The following is a 16,785-nucleotide window of genomic DNA, read 5'->3' on the forward strand; positions in this document are numbered from 1 at the left end:
TTTTGCTTATGAAAATAAATATTATACATTTGAAAATACTGATTTAAAGGTATTTATTGGCTTTCAAAAATCTAACTTTGAGAACTCTTTCTATATCAATTACGGCTTTTTAATCAAAGGCATTTATGATGGGAAATTACCTCTATATAAACAAGGTTTGGAAGACTTTGGTGGTAGATTTGTTTATCAGAACCTAGATAGCTATAATCTAGAGAAGATAACCTCAGAAAGTTTAGTGGCTTCTATTAATAGTAATATCAAAATGTTGATTCATCCTGCCTTTGATGATGGACTAGCAAACTATTTTGAGTTGTACCCTCACTTCAAGTTTCTTTGTAAAAAACGTGTGAAAGAATATCTGGGCTTCTAATTTTTAATGAATAATACAGAATTCAAAAAAATTGTTGGCGAAACTTTGAAATCACAAAATTTTGCTTATGAAAATAAATATTATACATTTGAAAATACTGATTTAAAGGTATTTGTTGGCTTTCAAAAATCTAACTTTGAGAACTCTTTTTATATCAATTACGGCTTTTTTATAAAAAAGCTTCATGAAAAATTAGAGAAGTTGAGTCATGGCTTTGGAGATTTTGGAGGTCGCTTTGTTTACAATGATAACGACAAAATGCTTGGAGATTATAAACTATCTGATCTGACGAAGGAAAGTCTTTCAGAGAATACAGAGAAGTTTATTAAACCAGCCTTTGAGAAAGGGATTGATGACTATTTGGAAATGTATCCTCACTTAAAACGAAGACTTCCTTTGACAGTAAAGGAATATTTAGATTCCGCCTACAAATGAACAAAGCAGAATTCAAAAAAATTGTTAGTGAAACTTTAAAATCACAGGATTTTGCTTATGAAAATAAATGGAAGAAAAAATGCACAGAGGGGAAGATACTTTTCCTGTGATTTTAGAAGATTAATCTAGTATAAAGAATTTAGGGTAGGATGCTTTCCTTGCCCTTTTCGTATCATAATCATCATCCCTCTCATAAACAAAAAAACTAGAGCAGATGTGTACTACACATCTGCTCTAGTTTTTATAAAGTTTTTTCTGGGTCTCTGACCACCAGCAAGTCAACCTTGGCGTGGCGCAGGATATATTCGGAGGAAGAACCGACTAGCAGCCGTTCAAAGGCATTGAGACCGGTAGCACCGACCATGATCAGATCTACCTTGTGCTCTTCTGGGATATCTGTAGCCAAGAGAGTCTTGGGATTGCCCATCTCAATGACAATGTCAACATACTTGATACCAGATTTTTGAGCCTTTTCTTTCAGTTCTGCTGTCAGCTTTTTAGCATCTTCCTGTAAGTCCTCGTAGACATCTGCATCAAAGGTTGAGACACTTTGCAAAGCCCGGGTGTCAATGACGTGGGCGATAGTGAGACGAGAACCGTTTCGGAGAGCTACGTTAACACCTTTTTCAAAAGCTAGTTCGGATTCGTGAGAACCATCCACAGCAACCATAATGTTTTCATATTTCTGAGTCATAGAGCTACCTCCTCTAAAATGGTCGGCAAAGGACGTCGCATCATTCACAGAATGATTGGGCTGACCAAAAATCAATCAGTCCATAACGTCCGAGTGATTTGCAACTATTTTCTTGTTTCTATTGTAACCCTTTTCAGAAAAAAAGTAAAGATAAAATGGAAATGCTGTCAGAAAATTACAAGCAGAAAAAGATTCCTTTACTCTGAGGGGTTAGAAAAGGAATAGTGCTCTTTATCTTATAAATCGCTTCATAATCGCGTGAAAAGTGAGCTTATTTTTTTGTTGTCAATCGCTTTTTCTGGTGGTATAATGATAACATTCTGATGAATAGAGGAAAAATAAGAATGAAAGAATTTGACAAGTCCAGCAAGCTGGAACATGTTGCCTATGATATTCGCGGTCCGGTTTTGGATGAAGCTATGCGCATGCGGGCCAATGGTGAAAAGATTCTCCGCCTTAATACAGGGAATCCGGCTGAATTTGGTTTTACCGCTCCAGATGAGGTCATTCATGATTTGATTATGAATGCGCGTGACAGTGAGGGCTACTCTGACTCTAAGGGGATTTTTTCAGCCCGTAAGGCGATTATGCAATATTGCCAGCTTAAGAATTTTCCTAATGTAGATATTGATGACATTTATCTGGGAAATGGTGTCAGCGAGCTGATTGTCATGTCCATGCAGGGCTTGCTTGATGACGGGGACGAGGTGCTGGTGCCGATGCCAGACTATCCACTCTGGACGGCTGCAGTCAGTCTGGCTGGTGGGAATGCTGTTCACTATGTTTGTGATGAGCAGGCAGAATGGTATCCAGATATTGACGATATCAAGTCAAAAATCACATCTAATACCAAGGCTATCATTATCATTAACCCTAACAATCCAACGGGAGCACTTTATCCTAAGGAACTGCTGCTGGAGATTGTGGAAATTGCTCGCCAGAACAATCTCATTATTTTTGCGGATGAAATTTATGACCGCATGGTGATGGATGGCAATGTCCATACGTCTGTGGCTAGTCTGGCTCCTGATATCTTCTGTGTCAGCATGAATGGTCTTTCCAAGTCGCACCGCATCGCAGGCTTCCGTGTTGGTTGGATGGTGCTATCTGGACCTAAGCATCATGTTAAGGGTTATATTGAAGGGTTGAACATGCTCTCCAACATGCGCCTGTGCTCCAATGTCTTGGCTCAACAGGTCGTCCAAACCTCACTTGGCGGTCACCAATCTGTGGATGAACTGCTTTTGCCAGGTGGTCGTATCTATGAACAGCGTAATTTCATCTATCAGGCTATTCAGGATATCCCGGGACTGTCAGCTGTAAAACCTAAAGCTGGTCTCTATATTTTCCCGAAAATTGACCGGAACATGTATCATATCGACGATGATGAGCAGTTTGTGCTCAATTTCCTCAAGCAGGAGAAAGTCCTTCTCGTTCATGGACGAGGCTTTAACTGGAAGGATCCAGATCATTTCCGCATCGTTTATCTGCCTCGAGTAGATGAGCTAGCTCAAATCCAAGAGAAAATGACGCGCTTCTTGCGTCAATATCGCCGTTAATAAGCAGATGCTACAAAAAGGCTGGACAAGGTTCCGGCCTTTTTCTTATCTATTTTTACATATTTTTTAGTCCAGCAGCTGTCTTTGAATTGCAAAAATAAAAAAATTAAGATGCTCTGGAATCCGAATTTGAGGTCGATTGGTAAAAATTATAGGCGGTTTTACCGACATTTTTTAGGATTTTGTCCAACATTTTTTATGCATCTGTCCAAAAATGCTTAAAAAAATGTGTTAGCGTCTTCCTTCTAGAAGACAAACATGATAGAATGTGTTTGTCAATGTTTTTAACAATGATGAAAAAGTGGAGGAGATTATATTGACAATGAAAAAGACACTTAGTGCTTTTTCTGTCAGTGCAGCGGCATTGTCTTTGGTGCTCGCAGAAGGAGTTCAGGCTGATCAATTAGTTGATAATCAGTCTTATTCTGATGCGCCCGTTAGTCAAAGCCAACCACAGGCAGAAAACACACAGAAGGATGAATCTGTTTCGAAAGAACAGGTAGACGCTGCTCAGGCTCTTGTACAAGAAGCCGACAGCAATGTTGCACAAGGGAAAGCTGATTTGGCTCAAGCTCAGGCAAATACTGCTGCGGCTCAAAGTCAGGTCGAGCAAGCACAAGCTGAAGCTAACCGGGCACAGGAGGCAGCTGATAAAGCTGGTCCGGAAGCTATTGAAACAGCTAGGCAAGAAGAGAGCAATCAAAAAGCTCAAGTGGACAGCAATAAGTCAGAACTGGCTAAAGCTGACCAAGCAACTAAGGCGGCTGAAGCTGAGCGCGATACTCAGGCAGCCAAGACTAAAGAAGCTCAAGAGCAAGCGAAAACTCAAGAAGGACGCCTTGCTAAAGCTCAAAATGACGTGAAGGAAGCTCAGGCTAATCTAAGTGGGGACGCTACAGCTAAAGCAGAAAAAAATGTGAAAGCAGCCCAAGACAAGGTGGCAGCTGACCAGTCTGCTGTTGAAACAGCTCAAGCAAAAGTAGCTACAGCTCGTCAGACTGACAGTCAGAAGCAGGCTGAGGTTGCAAAAGCTCAGACCAACCAGACTCAGGCTAAGACGGCCCGTGATGCTTCTCAAAAGAACTTGCAGGAAAAAACTGCTGCGGCTGAGAAGACACAGTCAGACTTGAACCAAGCTCAACAAGCTTTGCAAAAGGCTCAAGCTGGAAAAATTACTACTGAAGCTTCTAGCAATAAAAACCGTGTGTCAATGACTCCGGAATACATTGCAGCCTTGAGAGAGCTAGTTGCACCGAATTTATCAGAGCAAAAAACTAATGAGATTCAAAAGAGACTTGCTGCACTGAATGCCAGTGCTAAGGCTCTCAATCGTTATGTGGCTGATCCTACAGATAGCAAAGCTTTGATTGATACCAACAATATTCCACAGAATGTTCGTCAGGAACTTTCACAGTTTGCTTCAGAACTCATCAACCAGCTGCGTGTTCAGATGGGAACAGGTGAAGTAGTTGTGACACCGTCTTCAATTGATTTCGCTGATAAAGTGGCAACAGAATACCGCAAAGACAACTGGAACTGGGATTTGATGGAGGAATACCATCACGATGCTCGAGGAATTAACCGCGTAGCGCGTGAATATGGTTTGATGACCACAAGTGCTGAGCAGGAGAGCAAAGGTCTCCAGTACTATGAAAACGCTTATATCTGGAGAGAAAATGCTAGTCAAATGAGTGTGGCTGAAATGAAGAGACGGGTCTATGATTCTGTTGTTGAATTCATGTTTAATGGCTACGAATGGCTGCATGCTACATCTATCTCTGGTCTCAATACTGGTCGCCAGAAAAACTATCTGGGAGTTGATTTCTCAATGGAAGGCGACATCACTATGGCTCATTTCACCATGGTGTCAGAAGATCAGATTAAATATGCTAGCAAAAAGAACTTCAATGCCAGCCCTATTACAGGAAAAGCTCCAACAGCAAAAGTAGATCCGCAGGAAGTAGCCAAGGCTCAAACAGCCTATGATGCCGCCTTCAAGGCCAATCAACTGGCTCTGGCATCTAAGGGAGTTGCCCAATCTACTTATAATCGGAGAGCTGCAGCTTTAGAGCAAGCCAACCAGCAACTTGCTCAGGCGCAAGCTCAAGCAGGTGAGTCAGCAACTGCTCAGGCTCAAGCAGCTCTTGCAGCAGTTCAAGAGAAGTTGGCAGCAGATCAAGCAGCTTTGGCAGCAGCACAAGCGGCTCTGCAAAACTCAAACTTGGATGACAAGACTAAAGCGGACAAATTAACTCAGGCCCAAGAAGCTCTGACTGCTGTTCAAGCAACAGTTGCCGCAGCTCAAGAAGCTCTAAAAACTGAATCAGATAAGTTGGCTCAGCTAGAAGCAGTTTTGAATGCAGCAAAAGAAAGAAAGACTAACCTTGAAAAAGCTGTTACAGATGCTGAAGCAGCTTTGCAAAAGGCTAAAGAGTCATTGTCAAATCTTGAAAATGCAGAAGGAAACTTGGAACAAGCTAAAAGCAAGTTAGCTGTAGCTCAGGCAGCTTACCAAGCGGCTCTTACAGCTCAAACAGATCAAGAAGCAAAAGTAGCAGTTTTAACTGCAGTTCAAGCACAAGCTAAGGCGACATACGACTTGCTAGCTCAAACTTATGCAGAACAAAATAAGGAAGAAGATATTCGCTATTATCAGTCTGTTTTGGCTCACACAGAGGAGCGCTTCGCTCGCTCTCCGCTTACTGGACAAGTAGGAGATCCTCAGCATACAGCTCTTGGAACTACTGGAGATGCTGGAAGTGCTAGCCCTGGAAATCATAAGCAGGCAGCTGCTTCAGGTCATGTCTTGCCTAAGACAGGAGAAAACTCTTCTTGGCTTCTTCTAGCAGGCCAAATGCTTCTGCTCATGGCTATGAAATTGTTCTACAAGAAACGTTCTCTTGATTAGAAAGAACAAAATCAATCAAAAACAGTCAAATTCTTGACTGTTTTTTGTTTAATATGGCTTGATATATCAAGTCATATACTTGAAAAATTCTTTATTTTATCGAATTGTATGTAATTGTTTTTCAATAAAAAATTTTCAGATAATTATTGAAATTTTACTGCTTTTATGTTACAATGAAGCTAATAAATATGAGGTAAAAACATGGCCAATTTACTAGAAAAAACACGAAAAATTACGTCTATTTTGAAGCGCTCGGAAGAGCAGATGCAGGAAGAACTACCCTACAACGCTATTACGCGTCAGTTGGCTGATATTATCCACTGCAATGCCTGCATTATCAACAGCAAGGGCCGTCTTTTAGGCTATTTCATGCGCTACAAGACCAATAATGACCGTGTGGAAGCTTTTTTCCAGGATAAGAATTTCCCAGAGGAATACGTTCACGAAGCCAATCTGGTCTATGAAACAGAGGCTAATCTGCCAGTTGCACATGATTTGACGATTTTCCCAGTGGAGACCAAGGATGAGTTTCCAGATGGGCTGACCACCATTGCTCCTATTCATGTGTCAGGGATTCGTCTGGGTTCATTGATTATCTGGCGCAATGACAAGGAATTTGCGGACGATGATCTGATTTTGATTGAGATTGCCAGCACAGTGGTTGGTATCCAGCTGCTTAACTTCCAGAGGGAAGAGGATGAGAAAAATATCCGCCGCCGGACGGCAGTGACCATGGCAGTCAATACTCTGTCTTACTCAGAACTGAGAGCTGTTTCAGCAATTTTGGGCGAGCTTAATGGCAATGAAGGCCAGCTGACTGCATCTGTCATTGCTGATCGCATTGGGATTACCCGCTCAGTGATTGTTAATGCCTTGCGCAAGCTGGAGAGTGCAGGGATTATTGAAAGCCGCTCGCTGGGGATGAAAGGAACTTATTTGAAAGTTCTGATTCCGGATGTCTTTGATGAAATTAAAAAGAGGGACTATTAATGGCTAAAGCACTGATTTCCATTGATTATACAGTTGATTTTGTCGCAGATGAGGGCAAGTTGACAGCAGGAGCGCCCGCTCAGGCAATTTCTGAAGCCATTGCTCAAGTGACAGAGGCAGCTTTTGACAGAGGCGATTATATCTTCTTTGCTATTGATTCCCATGATGAGAATGATTCCTTTCACCCTGAGAGTAAGCTGTTTCCACCTCACAATATCAAAGGGACCAGCGGTCGCAATCTTTATGGTCCTTTGGCTGATTTTTATGAGAAGTATCAAGCAGACTCTCGGGTCTTTTGGATGGATAAGCGCCATTATTCTGCCTTTTCCGGTACGGATTTAGATATCCGCCTGCGGGAAAGAAAAGTGGATACAGTTATTTTGACAGGGGTCTTGACGGATATTTGCGTCTTGCATACAGCGATTGATGCCTATAATCTTGGTTATCAGATTCAAGTTGTAGAGCCAGCTGTGGCTTCTCTGTCAGAGGAAAATCACAAATTTGCCTTAAACCACTTGCAAAATGTCTTGGGTTCGACTATAATAGATACAATTTAAGAGTAAAAGAGGAGCAGAGTAGGCTTGCTGACTTGCACAGAGAGTGCTGATAGCTGAGAGCAGCACCAAGAAAGCAAAAACCGAAGAACATGTTTCGTAATCTTTTGTGTGATTAAGCACAAACGTTGCTCACGTTACGAGTTCAGAGGCTGCCTTTTAGGGCGGCGAATAACAGTGGTACCACGGCTTTCGTCTGTTTTAGAGACGGAAGCTTTTTATTTTGCAGTAGGTCCAGTGAAGACGATGGGGAAATATAGCTAATATCCTGAACAATAGGGCGGAGCTACTAATTGATTTGAGAGGGAAAGAACATGAAAGAAATTTTTATCGGAAACTATGGTTTAGAGCAGGTCGGACAGACCATGACCGCAACTGGCTGGGTGGCCAATATCCGCAATCACGGTAAGCTGGCCTTTATTGAATTGCGGGACCGCGAGGGCTTGCTTCAGGTCTTCGTTGGCGGTGAGCTTGAAGATTTTGCTAAGCTGGAAGACATTAGCAAAGAGGATGTTATTTCAGTGACGGGGCAAGTCGTTCAGCGGGAAGAGCGCTTTGTCAATAAGTCCATCAAGTCTGGTCAGGTTGAGCTGAGGGCTGAAAAGATTGAAGTCATTGCTAGTAGCAAGGCCCTGCCTTTTGAACTGGACCAACATGCTCATACAGGGGAAGACCTGCGTCAGAAATACCGCTACCTAGACTTGCGGCGTGAGAAGATGACACATAACCTCAAACTGCGCCATCAGGTCACCTCAACCATTCGGGAATATTTGAATGGTTTGGACTTTTTGGAAGTGGAGACGCCTTATCTGACCAAGTCAACACCTGAAGGAGCTAGAGACTTTTTGGTTCCTAGTCGGGTCTTTAAAAATCAATTCTATGCGCTACCGCAGAGCCCGCAGATGCTCAAGCAGTTATTGATGGGCGCTGGCCTTGAGCGCTATTATCAGATTGTTCGTTGTTTCCGTGACGAAGACCTGCGGGGCGATCGTCAGCCAGAATTTACCCAGGTGGATTTGGAGCTGAGTTTTGCCAGCGAGGAAGAAATCCGAGCTTTGGTTGAAGCTATGCTCAAGGCTGTTGTTAAGAAAACTCATGGTTTAGAGTTGACAGAAGCTTTTCCGACTATCAGCTATGAAGAGGCTATGAGCCGCTTCGGCTCTGATAAGCCGGATACGCGCTTTGGTCTGGAGCTAAAGAATTTGACGGATTTGTGCCAGTCCAATGACTCGCTTCTCATCAAGAAAGCCTTGGATAGCCAAGAGGAAGTGATGGGAATCTGTGTGCCAGATGCAGCTAGTGCTTTTAGCAAGAAACAGCTGAGTCATTTTTATCAAGAAATGAAGGAATTTGGCTGCAGTCGTTTGGCCAGTCTCAAGGTTGAAGATGGCCAGTTGGTTGGGGATTTGGCTAGCACCTTTGAAACTGAAAGTCAGGAGTTGCTGGCACGTTTTGAGGCCAAAGATGGAGATCTCATCCTGCTAGTCATGGCCAAGAAGCGTCGGGCTCAGGAAGCTTTGGGACATCTGCGCATAGAAGTCGCAAAAGCTTTGGATTTGATTGACCCAAGCCAGCTTCATTTCCTTTGGGTTGTGGATTGGCCGCTGCTGGAGTGGAATGAAGAACAAAACCGCTATCAAGCAATGCACCATCCTTTCACACAGGGAATTTTTGAAGAGGGACAGGAGCCAGATCAATTCCGAAGCCACGCTTACGACATCGTCTTAAACGGCTATGAAATTGGCGGAGGAAGTCTACGGATTCATGACCGGAAGGCTCAGGAAGCGATGTTTGAGCTATTGGGCATGAGCCGGGAAGACTATGAGCGGGACTTTGGTTTCTTCCTAGAAGCCTTAGAATACGGCTTCCCACCACACGGCGGTTTGGCTCTAGGCTTAGATCGCTTGGTTATGATTTTGGCTGGGGAAGAAAATATCCGACAAGTCATCGCTTTTCCCAAAAATGGTACTGGCTTTGATCCTATGCTGGAAAGTCCGAGTTTGGTTGACCAAAGACAGCTCAAAGAACTGCATTTGGAATTGAAGAATTAGCCTGAAATATGGTAAAATGAAATGATGCGAATTCCTGAAGAATGGCAGGAAGAAGCTGAAGAAAAGAGCTAGCGGATGTCAAATAAATCAGCGTCCCTGGCTTGTCAAAGTAAAGGTGAGTTGAAACTTGGAAGTAAAGATGTCATCTAGAAATTGTTATTTTCAGTCGCTAAAGCTCACATATCTTATGAAAGGAATCAGAGATGAAGATTACTCAAGAAGAAGTAAGTCACGTTGCTAAGCTGTCAAAATTGGCTTTCTCACCAGAAGAAACAGCTGAGTTTGCGACGACCTTAACCAAGATTGTCGACATGGTCGAATTGCTCAATGAAGTGGACACGGAAGGGGTGCCTTTCACTTCCAATGTAGCTGCTAATATCAACTATATGCGAGAAGATGTGGCTCAGCCAGGCTGGAACCGGGAAGAGCTTTTCCAAAATGTACCTGAAAAAGAGCGGGGCTACATCAAAGTGCCTGCCATCCTAGATGACGGAGGAGATGCCTAATGACTTTTAATCACAAGACTATTGAAGAGTTGCATGATTTGCTGGTCAAGAAAGAAATTTCTGCGGTAGAGTTAACTCAGGCAACTTTGGCAGATATCAAAGAACGTGAAGCGGCTGTGGACAGCTTCATTACTGTCAGCGAAGAGGAGGCTTTGGCTCAGGCTGCGGCTCTGGATGCTAAGGGCATTGATGCTGACAATCTTATGAGTGGCATTCCGCTGGCAGTTAAGGACAATATCTCAACCAAGGGGATTTTGACGACGGCTGCTTCCAAGATACTCTACAATTACAAGCCGATTTTCGATGCGACTAGCGTAGAGAAGCTTTACGGTAAGGACATGATTATCGTTGGTAAGACCAACATGGACGAGTTCGCCATGGGGGGCTCCAGCGAAAACTCTTACTTTAAGACGACTAAGAATGCTTGGGACAGCAGCAAGGTTCCTGGTGGATCATCTGGTGGTTCAGCGACAGCTGTTGCCTCTGGTCAGGTTCGTCTGTCACTGGGTTCAGATACGGGTGGTTCTATTCGTCAACCGGCTTCCTTTAACGGTGTAGTTGGTCTCAAGCCAACTTATGGACGGGTTTCGCGTTTTGGTCTCATTGCCTTTGGCTCTTCTTTAGACCAGATTGGGCCTTTCTCTCAGACAGTGAAGGAAAATGCCCAGCTTTTGAATGTTATTTCTGGTAATGATCCTAAGGACTCTACATCATCACAAGAAGCAGTACCAGACTTTACCAGCAAGATTGGCCAAGATATCAAGGGGATGAAGATTGCCTTGCCTAAGGAATACATGGGTGAGGGAATTGACAGCAAGGTCAAGGAAACGATTTTAGCAGCAGCGAAGCACTTGGAAAGTCTAGGAGCCATTGTTGAAGAAGTCAGCCTGCCCCACAGTAAGTATGGCGTAGCAGTCTACTATATCATTGCTTCTTCTGAAGCCAGCTCTAACCTGCAACGTTTTGACGGTATTCGCTATGGCTACCGCGCAGAAGGTATTGAAAATCTAGAAGATGTCTATGTCAAATCTCGCAGTGAAGGCTTTGGTGAAGAGGTGAAACGCCGCATCATGCTGGGAACTTTCAGTTTGTCATCTGGTTACTACGATGCTTACTTCAAGAAAGCTGGTCAGGTTCGGACCTTGATTATGCAAGATTTTGCCAAGGTATTTGAAAAATATGACTTGATCTTAGGTCCAACCGCACCAACTGTTGCTTATGACTTGGGCAGTCAAAACCAAGATCCAGTGGCCATGTATCTGGCTGACCTTTTGACCATTCCAGTCAATCTGGCTGGCCTGCCGGGCATTTCAATCCCAGCTGGCTTTGTAGATGGTCTTCCTGTCGGCCTGCAGCTGATTGGGAACCACTTCGATGAAGCGACTATCTATCAAGCAGCCGCAGCATTTGAAGCGACGACTGACTACCACAAACAGCAGCCAGTTATCTTTGGAGGTGAAAAATAATGAACTTTGAAACAGTTATCGGACTGGAAGTCCATGTTGAATTGAAGACCAATTCAAAAATTTTCTCACCGGCTCCAGCTCACTTCGGTGAAGATCCAAATGCCAACACCAATATCATTGACTGGTCCTTCCCGGGTGTTCTGCCTGTTATGAACAAGGGTGTTATTGACTATGGTATCAAGGCTGCTCTGGCTTTGAACATGGATATTCACCAGAAGATGCACTTTGACCGCAAGAATTACTTTTATCCGGACAATCCAAAAGCCTATCAAATTTCTCAGTTTGATGAGCCAATTGGCTACAATGGCTGGATTGAGATTGAACTAGAAGATGGCACGACCAAGAAAATCCGTATCGAGCGAGCCCACTTGGAAGAAGATGCAGGAAAGAATACCCACGGCAGCGATGGCTACTCTTATGTGGACCTCAACCGCCAAGGGGTGCCGCTGATTGAGATTGTATCGGAAGCAGATATGCGCAGTCCAGAAGAAGCTTATGCCTATCTGACTGCCCTCAAGGAAATCATCCAGTACACGGGTATTTCGGATGTCAAGATGGAAGAGGGTTCCATGCGGGTTGATGCCAATATTTCTATCCGTCCTTACGGTCAGGAAGAGTTTGGTACTAAGACTGAGCTGAAAAACCTCAACTCTTTCAACTTTGTCCGTAAGGGTCTGGCATTTGAGGAAAAACGCCAAGCTGAAATCCTACGCAGTGGTGGCCAAATCCGTCAGGAAACCCGTCGTTATGACGAAGCGACTGGCGAAACCCTGCTCATGCGGGTCAAGGAAGGTTCAGCGGACTACCGTTACTTCCCAGAGCCTGATCTGCCTATCTTTGAGATTGAAGATGCTTGGATTGAGCAAGTGCGCAGCAGTCTGCCAGCCTTTCCAAAAGAACGACGTGCCAAGTATGTGGGAAACTACGGCCTGTCTGACTACGATGCCAAACAGTTGACAGCGACGAAAGCAGTTTCAGATTTCTTTGAAGCAGCTGTTGCCGCAGGAGGTGACGCTAAGGCTGTCTCTAACTGGCTCCAAGGAGATGTAGCCCAATATCTCAATGCCGAAGGCAAGACTATCTCTGAGATTGAGCTGACACCCGAGAATCTGACTGAGATGATTGCTCTGATTGCAGATGGCACGATTTCCTCTAAGATTGCTAAGAAGGTCTTTGTCCATCTGGCTAAAAATGGTGGCTCTGCTAAGGAATATGTACAAAAAGCAGGCCTGATTCAAATCTCAGACCCTGCCCAGCTTCTGCCAATCATCCAAGAAGTATTTGCCAACAACGAAAAAGCTATCAATGACTATAAGGGTGGCAATAAGAATGCGGCTAAGTCCCTGATTGGCCAGCTCATGAAGGCTACTAAGGGCCAAGCCAACCCACAAGTAGCACAAAAACTGCTCAATGAAGAGTTGGAGAAATTATAGAAATAAGTAGAAAACCAGTCGTGAGGCTGGTTTTTTATGTAGAAATCTAAAAAATTCAACTGTATAAAGCGTTGACCAAGTGACAACTTTGGATTATAATTAAGGAGTAAACACAAATAAAATTGTTTTTTAGGGAGGAAGATTATGGAAGGAAAAATTTTGTTGAAGGATATTCTAGATTTCGATGATAAAGAAATCTCAAGAGTTAAAATAAAGTTTAATAATTGGACAGGGGAGAATCCAGTTGAAACTTATTTAAGAGAGCCAGAATTATTAAATAGTTTCAATTTATTTTGGAGAAACCAAAGACGATATTATAATATAGATGACATTGCAGTTAATCTTGTTCAAATGAGTTATGATACTTGGCTTTTGACAACTATAAAAGAAGTCACTAAAGAATTGGGTGTTACATTTGGTCAAAATTATGAAGGAAGAGAGTTAATTAAATATTCTGGTTTATATGGACGTTTGATTGTTCGTTGCAAAAGGCCTAGTAGAGCACCTGTGTTTCATTTCAAAAATATCGTGGAAAAAATAGAAGTATTTCAAATTTTGCCGGATGTATATGGAGGTGATGATTTTCCTGGTTATGATAATATAAGTTTGTCCTACCATCAATTAGAAACAATTTTACGATTTAAAAAGAAAGATTGGATTACTGCTCTTTCAAATCAGAAAGCAGTATACTTACTTACTGATAAACAGAATGGTAAATTATATGTTGGTTCTGCAACAGGAGATAACGGAATGTTGCTACAAAGATGGCAATCCTATATTGATAGCATACATGGAAATAATAAAGAGCTTAAGGAGCTCGTCTCTCATGAAGGAGTTGAATATATAAAAGAAAATTTTCAATACTCGGTTTTAGAGAATTATAATGGTAAAGTTGATGATTCATTTGTGTTGAAAAGAGAATCTTGGTGGAAGAATATTTTGAAGTCAAGAGAATTTGGCTATAATGCAAATTAGGATAAAAATAAAACGGGAGATATTATAATGGGAAGTTACAATAATTGGGAAAGAGACATGCGTGAACAGGAGAGAAACGCAGAATTAAAACGGCAAGGTGATCTTTTACAACAACAAACAAACCTCCAACACACTCAATTGATATTGCAAGAAAGACAGGCTGAAAAAGAAGAAGAGAGATTCTATGAAGATAGAATTCATCAGTTACGTGTCCTCATGGCACAAACAGATAATCCTGAGAAATTGACGAAATTACAAAGTCTGCTTGATGATGCGGTTGAAGAATATAATGAAGTTGAAGCAAGAAATAGAAAAAAGGAGAGGTGGAGAAAAATTTACTTTCTAGTTCCTAGTGTAATAATGATATGTTTTGGAATTTATGCTTTTATAGCTATACAGCATGACTCTTCTAAAAATAATCAAAATGGGAAATCACCATCATCTGTGTTGAAAAGTTCTTCATCAAAGAAGGATTCAAAAATAGACAAGACAAAAAATATTAGTGCTCCAAGTGTAACTAATCAAAAAACATTTACTATGGAGAACTATGTTGGTCAAACAAGATCAGCCGTGGTTGAAAATCTGAAAACAAACTATAATGTTTCTGAGAAATTGATTGAGATTGTTGAGGAAGAATCAGACGAGTACGAGCCAGGTCAGGTGATTCGTCAGTCACCGGCAGCTGGTTCGACCTATGATTTGTCTTCTAATCATAAGATCAAGCTGACCGTAGCGAAAGAAGTGCCTAGTATGCTTATGCCTGACTTTGGCAGCATGCAGTACACCTATGCCAATGCTCGTAGTTACTTAATTCAAATGGGAGTTTCTTCGTCTCGGATTGAGCGGGTTGTTGATCGAAAGGTTACTTCGACACAAGCGGATTTGGTGACTTCTCAGTCGCCAAAGGCAGGTCAGAAAATTGACCTCAAGTCTAATAAAAAAATCACTCTTTACGTGACAGAAGCAACGACACCATCATCATCTAGCTCGTCATCATCATCTAGCAGTTCGAAAAATAGCTCATCATCTGATGATGAAAATCATTCTAGTAGTTCTAGTTCTTCCGACTATTGATATTTTTGCTATATCATAATTCCCTTATTTGTAGTCTCAAGTTTTCTATGTTAAAATAATAGAAAAAACAAAGGAGTCTTTTATGTCAGAAATTAAAATCAAACGCGAGACAGGTTTTGTAGGGATTATTGGTAAGTTTCCAGTCTTTATCGATGGTCAGAAAGTTGGCGCAATCAAAAACGGAGAAGAGGTTGTTTTTCCAATTGCGGCTAATGAAGCAGAAGTCCGTGCGGGATCTGCTCCTATGAAAACCAAGCCAGTGACAGTTAAAGCAGGCCAAACCTTGCTGATTGAAACTAATTTTACTAATTTTTCCGTTTATTTAGTAACTTTAGTGGTTGCGCTTCTATTTGGCGGATGGCTTCGTGTGATTCTCTTGATTCTGTGCATTAGCTTCCTCTTCCTTCTGCCTTTTTATACTGCTAGAATTGCAGAATAAGTCTATGACCAGCTGATGCTGGTTTTTTGTATGCTATTTTTTGAAAATGTAGCTAATCTTTTGACAAGATTTCTGAAAGGGTTTACAATAAAACTAATAAATTATAAAGCGAGGTATGTTTATGGCAAAAATGAATGCTGCGCGTTGGTATGGCGCTAAAGATGTTCGTATTGAAGAAGTGGATGTACCGGAAGTCCAACCGCATCAGGTCAAAATTGCGGTCAAGTATACAGGAATTTGTGGAACTGACTTGCATGAATATCTGGACGGACCGATTTTTATTCCGACAGAAACAGAGCACGTCTACTCTGGCCAGAAAGCGCCTGTAACTTTGGGACATGAGTTTGCTGGGGAAATTGTTGAGGTCGGCAGTGCTGTGACACGGGTCAAAGTTGGCGATCGGGTAACAGTTGAGCCCATTTTAGCTAAGCATAATCTTGTCGGTGACTATAATCTGGACCCTAATCTAAACTTTGTTGGTCTGGCGGCAGACGGCGGTTTTGCCAAATACTGTGTTTTGGACGGAGACATTGTTCACAAAGTTCCAGACAGCCTTAGCTATGAGCAGGCGGCCTTGACAGAACCAGCTGCTGTGGCTGTTTACGCGGTCCGTCAGTCGGCTCTTAAGACAGGCGATACAGCAGTTGTCTTCGGTTTGGGACCAATCGGACTCTTGATTATTGAGGCTTTGCGGGCAGCCGGTGCCTCTAAGATTTATGGAGTTGAATTATCTCCAGAACGCCAAGCCAAGGCAGAGGAGCTTGGGGCCATCATTGTGCGACCAGAAGAAGGCGAAGATGTGGTAGCTGCTATTCAGCGTTTAACTGGTGGCGGGGCAGATGTGTCTTATGAAGTGACTGGGGTGCCGGTTGTGCTGGGACAAGCTTTAGCTGCTGTCCACAAGGCTGGAGAATGTATGGTGGTTTCTATCTGGGAACGAGAAGCTAACATTAATCCAAATGAATTTGCCATTCAAGAGAAATCGCTTAAGGGCATTATCGCTTACCGGCATATTTTCCCTAAGGTGCTGGAGCTGATGGAGCAGGGCTATTTCTCTGCTGACAAGCTTGTGACCAAGAAGATTAAGCTAGAGGATATTGTGCAAGAAGGCTTTATCGAGCTGACTCAGGACAAGGCGCAGATCAAGATTTTGGTATCGCCAGAATAAAATCTTTGCTTAATCATGAGACGAAAATCAGTCAAAACTGGCTGATTTTTCTTTATGGTTTGTGCTGTAATAAGTAAAGTTTTAGAAAGAGGTTGGGATGTCAAAAGTTTTGAAAGGTTCATTTCATATTTTTCTGAAAGTCGCTTTAAGCTGATTCCTTGTT

The 16,785-nt window shown here is 42.5% G+C and carries 15 protein-coding genes and 1 pseudogene; 14 read left to right on the top strand and 2 right to left on the bottom strand.

What is annotated here, in order from left to right; all coding sequences use genetic code 11:
* Together HMPREF1150_RS11525 and HMPREF1150_RS08440 are read left to right on the top strand one after the other, a co-directional pair.
* Nucleotides 1–370, top strand: a 370-nt coding sequence (locus HMPREF1150_RS11525) for a DUF4304 domain-containing protein (RefSeq protein ID WP_009659364.1), incomplete at its 5' end; no start/stop codon positions are given.
* A 6-nt stretch (nucleotides 371–376) separates the two neighbouring features.
* A complete protein-coding gene (locus HMPREF1150_RS08440) occupies nucleotides 377–805 on the top strand; it encodes a DUF4304 domain-containing protein (RefSeq protein WP_002898143.1) in 429 nt (142 codons plus the stop codon).
* Between the two features lie 241 nt (nucleotides 806–1,046).
* On the opposite strand, the gene HMPREF1150_RS08435 is transcribed toward HMPREF1150_RS08440, so the two are convergent.
* Nucleotides 1,047–1,499, bottom strand: coding sequence for a universal stress protein (locus HMPREF1150_RS08435; protein WP_002896311.1), 453 nt, complete (start codon nucleotides 1,497–1,499; stop codon nucleotides 1,047–1,049).
* Between the two features lie 344 nt (nucleotides 1,500–1,843).
* Here HMPREF1150_RS08435 and HMPREF1150_RS08430 point away from each other — a divergent pair, with 344 nt between their 5' ends.
* The 12 genes and pseudogenes from HMPREF1150_RS08430 (at nucleotide 1,844) to HMPREF1150_RS08380 (ending at nucleotide 16,622) form a co-directional block, all read left to right on the top strand.
* On the top strand, nucleotides 1,844–3,058 hold the full coding sequence (locus HMPREF1150_RS08430; protein ID WP_009659361.1) for a pyridoxal phosphate-dependent aminotransferase: 1,215 nt from the start codon (nucleotides 1,844–1,846) through the stop codon (nucleotides 3,056–3,058).
* A 268-nt stretch (nucleotides 3,059–3,326) separates the two neighbouring features.
* Nucleotides 3,327–5,966 carry an SEC10/PgrA surface exclusion domain-containing protein gene (locus HMPREF1150_RS08425; protein WP_032905387.1) on the top strand — a complete coding sequence of 880 codons (2,640 nt, stop codon included), beginning with the start codon at nucleotides 3,327–3,329 and terminating at the stop codon, nucleotides 5,964–5,966.
* A 201-nt stretch (nucleotides 5,967–6,167) separates the two neighbouring features.
* Nucleotides 6,168–6,956: a GTP-sensing pleiotropic transcriptional regulator CodY gene (codY, locus tag HMPREF1150_RS08420; protein ID WP_002903941.1), complete on the top strand. Its 789-nt coding sequence runs from the start codon at nucleotides 6,168–6,170 to the stop codon at nucleotides 6,954–6,956.
* Nucleotides 6,956–7,513, top strand: a complete 558-nt coding sequence (locus tag HMPREF1150_RS0111095) for a cysteine hydrolase family protein (RefSeq protein ID WP_032905388.1) — start codon at nucleotides 6,956–6,958, stop codon at nucleotides 7,511–7,513. The genes codY and HMPREF1150_RS0111095 overlap by 1 nt, the downstream gene beginning before the upstream one ends.
* Before the next feature lie 311 nt (nucleotides 7,514–7,824).
* A complete protein-coding gene (aspS, locus tag HMPREF1150_RS08415; RefSeq protein ID WP_009659358.1) occupies nucleotides 7,825–9,561 on the top strand; it encodes an aspartate--tRNA ligase in 1,737 nt (578 codons plus the stop codon).
* Nucleotides 9,562–9,764: 203 nt separating this feature from the next.
* The gene (gatC, locus tag HMPREF1150_RS08410) at nucleotides 9,765–10,067 is read left to right on the top strand and encodes an Asp-tRNA(Asn)/Glu-tRNA(Gln) amidotransferase subunit GatC (protein ID WP_002896305.1); all 303 of its coding nucleotides are present in this window, start codon (nucleotides 9,765–9,767) and stop codon (nucleotides 10,065–10,067) included.
* Nucleotides 10,067–11,533 carry an Asp-tRNA(Asn)/Glu-tRNA(Gln) amidotransferase subunit GatA gene (gatA, locus tag HMPREF1150_RS08405; RefSeq protein WP_009659366.1) on the top strand — a complete coding sequence of 489 codons (1,467 nt, stop codon included), beginning with the start codon at nucleotides 10,067–10,069 and terminating at the stop codon, nucleotides 11,531–11,533. The genes gatC and gatA overlap by 1 nt, the downstream gene beginning before the upstream one ends.
* On the top strand, nucleotides 11,533–12,966 hold the full coding sequence (gatB, locus tag HMPREF1150_RS08400; RefSeq protein ID WP_009659360.1) for an Asp-tRNA(Asn)/Glu-tRNA(Gln) amidotransferase subunit GatB: 1,434 nt from the start codon (nucleotides 11,533–11,535) through the stop codon (nucleotides 12,964–12,966). The genes gatA and gatB overlap by 1 nt, the downstream gene beginning before the upstream one ends.
* A 144-nt stretch (nucleotides 12,967–13,110) precedes the next feature.
* Entirely contained in the window at nucleotides 13,111–13,941 is an 831-nt protein-coding gene (locus HMPREF1150_RS08395) for a GIY-YIG nuclease family protein (RefSeq protein WP_009659362.1), read from the top strand.
* 525 nt (nucleotides 13,942–14,466) lie between these two features.
* A pseudogene (locus HMPREF1150_RS12195) lies at nucleotides 14,467–15,015 on the top strand (PASTA domain-containing protein); the annotation flags it as partial.
* Between the two features lie 82 nt (nucleotides 15,016–15,097).
* A complete protein-coding gene (locus tag HMPREF1150_RS08385) occupies nucleotides 15,098–15,454 on the top strand; it encodes a hypothetical protein (protein WP_002907115.1) in 357 nt (118 codons plus the stop codon).
* 121 nt (nucleotides 15,455–15,575) lie between these two features.
* Nucleotides 15,576–16,622, top strand: coding sequence for a 2,3-butanediol dehydrogenase (locus HMPREF1150_RS08380; protein WP_009659357.1), 1,047 nt, complete (start codon nucleotides 15,576–15,578; stop codon nucleotides 16,620–16,622).
* Here the strand turns inward: HMPREF1150_RS08380 and HMPREF1150_RS12200 are convergent.
* On the bottom strand, nucleotides 16,580–16,785 hold a 206-nt coding region (locus HMPREF1150_RS12200; RefSeq protein WP_083842624.1), incomplete at its 5' end, for a transposase. The two genes, HMPREF1150_RS08380 and HMPREF1150_RS12200, sit on opposite strands and share 43 nt — an antisense overlap.

The sequence above is a fragment of the Streptococcus sp. AS14 genome (genome assembly GCF_000286495.1).
Lineage (GTDB): Bacteria > Bacillota > Bacilli > Lactobacillales > Streptococcaceae > Streptococcus > Streptococcus sanguinis_P.